The organism is Mesorhizobium sp. M2A.F.Ca.ET.037.01.1.1, assembly GCF_003998075.1.
Lineage (GTDB): Bacteria > Pseudomonadota > Alphaproteobacteria > Rhizobiales > Rhizobiaceae > Mesorhizobium.
In genome coordinates, this window is sequence record NZ_RZSA01000280.1 from 1 (window position 1) to 6,892 (window position 6,892).

Annotated in this window: 7 protein-coding genes, 1 tRNA gene and 1 pseudogene; 5 read left to right on the forward strand and 4 right to left on the reverse strand. The window is 64.6% G+C overall.

Annotated features, from left to right (window positions below):
• Together EOA27_RS15800 and EOA27_RS15805 are read right to left on the reverse strand one after the other, a co-directional pair.
• Positions 1-183, reverse strand: a pseudogene (locus EOA27_RS15800) (co-chaperone YbbN); the annotation flags it as partial.
• An 84-nt stretch (positions 184-267) separates the two neighbouring features.
• Positions 268-768, reverse strand: coding sequence for a prolyl-tRNA synthetase associated domain-containing protein (locus EOA27_RS15805; protein ID WP_126080387.1), 501 nt, complete (start codon positions 766-768; stop codon positions 268-270).
• Positions 769-1,029: 261 nt separating this feature from the next.
• On the opposite strand from EOA27_RS15805, the gene EOA27_RS15810 reads away from it, so the two are divergent.
• The 3 genes from EOA27_RS15810 (at position 1,030) to EOA27_RS15820 (ending at position 2,492) form a co-directional block, all read left to right on the forward strand.
• Positions 1,030-1,104, forward strand: a tRNA-Gly gene (locus EOA27_RS15810).
• Between the two features lie 594 nt (positions 1,105-1,698).
• Positions 1,699-1,896, forward strand: coding sequence for a hypothetical protein (locus EOA27_RS15815; protein ID WP_126080386.1), 198 nt, complete (start codon positions 1,699-1,701; stop codon positions 1,894-1,896).
• Between the two features lie 212 nt (positions 1,897-2,108).
• Complete coding sequence (locus EOA27_RS15820) at positions 2,109-2,492, forward strand: hypothetical protein (RefSeq protein ID WP_126080385.1); 384 nt, start codon at positions 2,109-2,111, stop codon at positions 2,490-2,492.
• Positions 2,493-2,634: 142 nt separating this feature from the next.
• Here EOA27_RS15820 and EOA27_RS15825 read toward each other — a convergent pair whose 3' ends face one another.
• Positions 2,635-3,075, reverse strand: a complete 441-nt coding sequence (locus EOA27_RS15825; protein ID WP_042645357.1) for an Lrp/AsnC family transcriptional regulator — start codon at positions 3,073-3,075, stop codon at positions 2,635-2,637.
• Between the two features lie 131 nt (positions 3,076-3,206).
• On the opposite strand from EOA27_RS15825, the gene rocF reads away from it, so the two are divergent.
• Complete coding sequence (gene rocF / locus EOA27_RS15830; RefSeq protein ID WP_126080384.1) at positions 3,207-4,139, forward strand: arginase; 933 nt, start codon at positions 3,207-3,209, stop codon at positions 4,137-4,139.
• A gap of 2 nt (positions 4,140-4,141) precedes the next feature.
• On the forward strand, positions 4,142-5,200 hold the full coding sequence (locus EOA27_RS15835; RefSeq protein ID WP_126080383.1) for an ornithine cyclodeaminase: 1,059 nt from the start codon (positions 4,142-4,144) through the stop codon (positions 5,198-5,200).
• Between the two features lie 189 nt (positions 5,201-5,389).
• Here the strand turns inward: EOA27_RS15835 and EOA27_RS15840 are convergent, their stop codons facing one another.
• Positions 5,390-6,391 carry a substrate-binding domain-containing protein gene (locus EOA27_RS15840; RefSeq protein WP_126080382.1) on the reverse strand — a complete coding sequence of 334 codons (1,002 nt, stop codon included), beginning with the start codon at positions 6,389-6,391 and terminating at the stop codon, positions 5,390-5,392.
• Positions 6,392-6,892 lie beyond the last annotated feature (501 nt).

Here is a 6,892-nt window from a genome sequence, read left to right on the forward strand (position 1 = left end):
GGTCTCGCTGGGCGAGGCGTCGGCGGCGAAAGTCGCGGTGGTGGTGTCCTTGATCAGGTCGGCCGCCGCCGGCGCCTCGCCCAGCGAGACCTTGGGGCGGTCGCCGCCGCCATATTGCACCGTCTGGGCGTACTGGCCGCCATTGCCGCCGAACGCGCCGCTATACGGATTGTTGTCGCTCATCATGTCGCCCTTTCGGTCGCGCTTTCAGGCGCGTCATTGTCGGATTTTGGAACCGCCTTCCATGTGGCGATCAAGCCCTGACTTTCAAGATTGTGAGACTTTCAGGATAACAGGATCGTGGCCGGTTGCCTCGACGAATCTGATCAGATCGGCGGCGGCGATCGAGGTCGTCGCCTCATTGGTCAGCGGGTGGCCGTTGATGACGTCGTGGCTCATCAATTCCTGGTCGAGCACCACCTTGACCTTCCCTTCCCTGTCGTTGATCAGGCCGAAGACGGTGACCGCGCCGGGGATGACGCCGAGCAGCTCCATCAGCATCTCGGGCTTGCTGAACGACACCCGGCTGGCGGCGCCGATCAGGTGATGGATCTGCTTCAGGTCGACGACGGCTTCCTCGCCGACGGTGACGAGGAAATAATTGTCCTTCTTGTCCTTGAGGAACAGGTTCTTGGTGTGGCCGCCGGGAATCTCGCCGCGCAGGCCTTGCGAATCGGCGACGGTGAACAGCGGCGGGTGCCTGACCGTCGAGACGGAAATGCCGAGATCGGCAAGAAATTCGTTGAGCTCGGCTTCGGTCTTCGGCATCGGTCCTCGCGCGATCGAATAGGGCTCATGCCGTTTACGGCCAACAATGCCATCGGGGCAAGGCCGCGGGGCAATTCCGGGAAAGCCGCGCGGAAGCTTTGTGCGCGGATTGGCGATCGCCCCGGTTCCGCGCCGTTTCGACGCTTTCGAAGCGGATCTCGCCGCACGAAGAAATTCCCTCCAAAAAGACCGTCATTTCCCTGTTGCAATCGCCGCGCTCTTCGGCCATATAGGCGCGGCTAGCGGCCCAAGGCCGCGCGAGCGGGTGTAGCTCAGGGGTAGAGCACAACCTTGCCAAGGTTGGGGTCGGGCGTTCGAATCGCCTCACCCGCTCCAGTTTCCTCCACCGAGGATTAAGCAAACGAAAAGCCGCGGACCACCGCGGCTTTTTCGCGTCTGGACCATTTTGATCTTCTTGACCTTCGGAGCGCGCCCGGATTGCCGGGGAAGTGACGACATCTGCCGCCGCAGTTGGCGCTGGTCATCCGGGAAGTATCCGCCGCCCATCAGACTTGGGTCGCATGCCGAAGGGACTGTAGAGCCTCTTTTGCCGGGCGCCTGACAACTATATGTTGAGTGAAAGTGCCGGAACTAAATCCGGCCGGGCATTTTCGCGGGGCGCAGTTCCCGCCAGTCGTTGCGTTGGGGCATACTAGATCAAAGAACGTCGGCCATGAGGTTCACAGCCTTACGGGATCCGTGCGGCCAATGGATGGTATATGACCTGCTTTCGGGTTATCCGGCGCAGGTTGGGGACATATTGTTGCTCGGCCTGAGCCGCGAGGAGGCGGAGCGGCTTGCCGGACAGGCAGATCAATCGGCGCCGCAGCCACTTCGCCGGCATTGCAACCATTTATCGGTATTCTGCCGTTCCGATCCGGAACGATCGGACTCGTCGGAGGTTTAGATGCGCCGACCGAGGGAGCGCCGATGAGGTTCGCAGCGATACAGGACCCGTGTGACGACTGGCTTGTCCATGATCTGGCTCTCGACCTCCCGGCGGAGATGGACGGCCGGGTGCTGATCGGGCTGACGCGTGGCGAAGCCGAGGATCTGGCCGACCAGGCCAATGCGGGAATTGGCGGGCAGGTTGTCGATTCGCCGGTTCCCTTCGCCAGCGTCGCCTGAGAACGCCAGGTCGCGGCACCGCGACTCAACCCCAGATCACATCGGATAACATTTGCGTGCCAACGCATTTCAACGTTGTGCCGGCTTCCATATCTCCTTCCGGGGGCCGAGAACCGCCGGCGGTGAGTGGCCTGCACCGCGACACGACGCGACTGGACGGCCCGTTTTGGAAAGCGGGTTTCCCGCTTCCTCCATCCCGAGGAGATGTCATCATGCGTTCTTTCATCCCAAAGATCATTGCGGCCGCCTCGATCTTCGCGGCCATACCGCTTTCGAGCGCCTATGCCGTGCACCGCCACCATAGAGCGGCGGTCGACACCACAACCACGGCATCGGTGCCGGCGGACCCGGAAGCGAGAGTTGCGACGCAGCAGCTGCTTGGCGTGAAACAAGGTATCCGCGAGGCCAGGCAGGCCGGCAAGATCACACAGGATCAAGCCCGCGACCTGATGCGGCAGGCGGACGCCATCCAGCCCACCCGAGGCCGTTCGGCGATCGGGCAGATCAACGAGTTGGATCAGCGGCTTCAGAATGCCTCCGGCCAAGGGACCTATATCGGCAGCGGCGGCGATGGCGGCTACTATCCGAACGGCTGACGACCCGAGCGCTCCCCCCGCAATGCGGCTGCCGGTGTGATCGAGCCCTGCCGGGCCTCACACCGGGGCCGTCGCGTTCCCACCCAGCCAAGGCGGAGATAACGCCCACGGACCGCCGATCGTCCCGAGACTCATGGACCTGTTATGCCAGCCGCGCCCTTGTCGTCCGCGGCGTCGCCAGCAGCAGGCTGGTCTCGCTGCCCGTGATCCCGGGGATCAGCCTTATCCGGCGCAGCACGGCGTCGAAATCAGTGAGCGAGGCGGTACCGAGCTCCACCACGAGGTCCCAGCGGCCGTTGGTGGTGTGAATGGTGGAAACCTCGGGAAGGCCGCCGAGCGCCCGGATGACGCGGTCGGCGGCATGGCCCTCGATCTCGATCATCATCACGCCGCGTATCCTCTGATCGACCGCGTCGGCGCGCAGCACCACCGTGTAGCCGATGATCTCGCCGGACTTTTCCAGCCGCTCCATGCGCGCCCGAACCGTGGCGCGCGAGACGCCGAGATCGATGGCGAGATCGGAGACGCTGCGCCGCGCATCATGCCGCAGAAGCGTGACCAGTCTTTCGTCGAGCGCGTCCATGATTGCTCATCTTGGTCAAGTTGGATGTGCAGAATGATAGATCATTCTTCTCGAAATGCCAATTTCGCCTGTTCAAACCGCCAGCGCCTGATGATCCAATCAGCCAATCAATCGTAAGGGCTGAAAAAATCATGCGCTGCAGGATCGTCGGCGCGCCGGTGCAGGACGGCGCGGGCAGGATGGGATGCGAGATGGGGCCGAGCGCGCTGCGCACAGCAGGCCTCGTCTCGGTGCTGGCCGAGCTTGGCCATGAGGTCGAGGACTGGGGCGCGGTCGAGAAGGCCGCGGCGCGCCCGGTGGTGCACGGCAACCTCGCGCTGAAGGCGCTGCCGGAGATCTCCGCCTGGACCGCCGCGATCGCCGAAACCGCCTACGCCGCTTCCAGGGATGCCGTGCCGATCTTCCTCGGCGGCGACCATTCGATCTCCGCCGGCACGGTGTCCGGCGTGGCGCGCCGCGCCGCCAAACGCGGCCGGCCGCTCTTCGTGCTGTGGCTCGACGCGCATCCCGATTTCCACACGCTCGACACCACCACCAGCGGCAATCTGCATGGCGTGCCGCTCGCCTATGCCAGCGGGCAGGCCGGTTTTCAGGGCTATTTCCCGGATCTGCCGCAAGCGGTCGACCCGGCCCGCATCTGCGCCATAGGCCTGCGCAGCGTCGATCCAGCCGAGCGCCGCGCGCTCGCTGAAGCCGGCGTCACCGTGCACGACATGCGCGCCATCGACGAGCACGGCATCGCGCCCTTGCTGCGCGCTTTCCTCGCCCGCGTCGAGAAGGAGAACGGGCTCTTGCATGTCAGCCTCGACGTCGACTTCCTCGACCCGTCGATCGCGCCGGCCGTCGGCACCACCGTTCCCGGCGGCGCCACTTTTCGCGAAGCGCATCTGGTGATGGAGATGCTGTCCGACAGCTGCCTCGTCTCCAGCCTCGACCTGGTCGAATTGAACCCGTTCCTCGACGAGCGCGGCCGCACCGCGACCCTGATGGTCGACCTCACCGCCAGCCTGATGGGCCGCCGCATCATGGACCGCCCAACCCGCAGCCATTCCGGGAGCCTCTGAGCATGACCCAGCCTTCGCGCCTCGCCATCGTTCCCTTCGTCAGCGTCGACCGCATGATGAAGCTGGTGCTCGCCATCGGCGTCGAGCGCTTCCTCACCGAGCTCGCCGCCTATATCGAGGAGGATTTCCGGCGCTGGGAGCTGTTCGACAAGACGCCGCGCATCGCCTCGCACAGCCATGACGGCGTCATTGAGCTGATGCCGACCAGCGACGGCAAGATGTACGGCTTCAAATATGTCAACGGCCATCCGAAGAACATGCGCGAGGGCCGCCAGACCGTCACCGCCTTCGGCGTGCTCGCCGATGTCGGCTCCGGCTATCCGATGCTGCTCACCGAAATGACCATCCTGACGGCACTGCGCACCGCCGCCACCTCGGCCGTCGCCGCCAAATACCTGGCCCCAAAGGGCGCGCGCACCATGGCCATCATCGGCAACGGCGCCCAGTCCGAGTTCCAGGCCATCGCCTTCAAGGCGTTGCTCGGCATCGACCGGCTGCGGCTCTACGACATCGATCGTTCGGCGTCCGAAAAATGCGCCCGCAACCTGGCGACCAAGGGTTTTGACATCACCATCTGCGCAACCGGGCAGGACGCGGTGGAAGGTGTCGACATCATCACCACGGTGACCGCCGACAAGCAGTACGCAACCATCCTCACCGACAACATGGTCGGCTCCGGCGTCCACATCAACGCCGTCGGCGGCGACTGCCCCGGCAAGACGGAACTCCATCGCGACATCCTTCTGCGCTCCGACATCTTCGTCGAGTTCCCGCCGCAGACGCGCATCGAGGGCGAGATCCAGCAACTCGACGCCGACCATCCGGTGACCGAGCTGTGGCAGGTGATGACCGGGAAGGCTAAAGGCCGCAAGGCGCCCGAACAGATCACGCTGTTCGATTCCGTCGGCTTCGCCACCGAGGATTTTTCAGCGCTGCGCTACGTCCGCGACCAGCTCCAGGCCACCGGCCTCTATGAGGAACTCGACCTGCTCGCCGACCCGGACGAGCCGCGCGACCTATTCGGCATGCTGGAGAGGGCCGCCATGCAGCCGGCGGCGTAAGGGCTTTTGAACATCTGGAAATCGCGAAGGGCGCTCCCCCTCACCCAGCCTCCGCTTCGCTCGGCTGACCTCTCCCCGAGGGGAGAGGAGATTGCCGACGTTGGCGCCAGCCTCTTCTCCCCAGCGGGGAGAAGGTGGCCGCGCAGCGGCCGGATGAGGGGGCGGCGCCAGCGCTGATGATTGCCAGCGCTACCGACGCAAGGCCGCGCAGCTTTCCCGCTCGACCAGCACCGGCGCCAGCACTTCGCGTCTGGAAGGCGCTTCCGGCTCACCCAGCCTCTCGAGCAGCAGGCTCACCGCGCGCGTGCCGATCTTTTCGACCGGCTGCGCGATCGTCGTCAGCGGCGGCCAGGTGGTGACGGCATAGGGGATGTCGTCGAACCCGACCATCGAGATATCGTCGGGAACCCGCAATCCGCGCGAGCGCAGCGCCGTGACCGCGCCCATCGCCATCAGGTCGTTGCAGGCGAACACCGCCGTGATGTCCGGCGCCTGCGCCATCAGCTGCTCCATCGCCAGGCGCCCGCCGGCGAAATGATAGTCGGAATCTACGACCGACGAGGCCGGCAGCTCGAGGCCCGCCTCGTCGAGCGCGCGCGCGAAACCGCGCAGGCGGGCCGGGCTGGAGCTGGAATCGCGCGGGCCGCCGATGACACCGATCTTTTCATGCCCGAGCCCGGCCAGATATTTGCCGGCGAGATAGCCGCCATGGTCATGGTCGACCAGCACCGAATCGACATTGACCGACTGGATCTCGCGGTCGAGCAGCACAGCCGGCATGCTGGGCAGCAGGCGGGCGAACACCCGCGCATGATCGGACGAGCCGGCGAAGATCAGCCCGTCGATCTGCTTGGCCATCAGCACCGAGAGGTAGCGCTCCTCCTTTGCGGCGTTGCCGTCGGAGTTGCACAGGATAACCGTGTAGCCGGAGAGGAAGCCGGCATCCTCGATCTGCCGAGCGACGCTGGCGAAGAACGGGTTGGAATTGTCGGGCAGCAGCAGGCCGATGGTCTTGGTCTCGCCGCGCCGCAGACTCCGCGCCACCGAGTTCGGGCTGTAGCGCAGCGCCGTGATCGCGGCGCGCACGCGCTCGGCCGTTTCCGGTTCGACATGGCGGGTATGGTTCATCACATGCGAGACCGTTGCGACGGACACCCCGGCATAGCGCGCGACATCGGCAATGGTCGTCATGAGCCCTGGTCCCGGTAGCTTCCGAGAGCGCTTTAGCGTGGAATCGCTAACCCGCTCCATCTTCCTGCGCAATTCCCGGACTGAAAACCGCTACGCACCCTACTGGAATCGATCAGGCGGATCTTCTGCACTTACGCGGGACGCGTCTAGGATTACGGCAGGCACGACGACAAGGTAATTGTCGTTGACGCCAAACCGCCACAGCCGATGCCCGAGCCTTCCGTTCACTCCGCAATCGGTTACGCAACCGATTACGCATAAGGAAGCCGCAGTTTTGGCGAGTGTCAATATCGGGAAGCAGCTGCCGAGGCATCATTTGAAGTGCTGCCTGCGCCTGTGCCTGAGAGGCCGGCGCCGCCCCTCATTGTCCTGCCGTGTCCAGCGGATAGATGGGTAACACTTTGAACCGGATACATAGGTAACAGTTTTCTCTCCCTATGATGCGGTCGCCGCAGCGCCAAGCGGTCGGCTTGGCGCGGCGCTGCGGCGAACCAGTTTCAT

Excerpts from the sequence above, each read along its gene's own strand:
- EOA27_RS15835 (WP_126080383.1), top strand. The coding sequence starts at position 4,142 with ATGACCCAGCCTTCGCGCCTCGCCATCGTTCCCTTCGTCAGCGTCGAC.
- EOA27_RS15805 (WP_126080387.1), bottom strand. The coding sequence starts at position 768 with ATGCCGAAGACCGAAGCCGAGCTCAACGAATTTCTTGCCGATCTCGGC.
- EOA27_RS15820 (WP_126080385.1), top strand. The coding sequence starts at position 2,109 with ATGCGTTCTTTCATCCCAAAGATCATTGCGGCCGCCTCGATCTTCGCG.
- rocF (WP_126080384.1), top strand. The coding sequence starts at position 3,207 with ATGCGCTGCAGGATCGTCGGCGCGCCGGTGCAGGACGGCGCGGGCAGG.
- EOA27_RS15815 (WP_126080386.1), top strand. The coding sequence starts at position 1,699 with ATGAGGTTCGCAGCGATACAGGACCCGTGTGACGACTGGCTTGTCCAT.
- EOA27_RS15840 (WP_126080382.1), bottom strand. The coding sequence starts at position 6,391 with ATGACGACCATTGCCGATGTCGCGCGCTATGCCGGGGTGTCCGTCGCA.
- EOA27_RS15825 (WP_042645357.1), bottom strand. The coding sequence starts at position 3,075 with ATGGACGCGCTCGACGAAAGACTGGTCACGCTTCTGCGGCATGATGCG.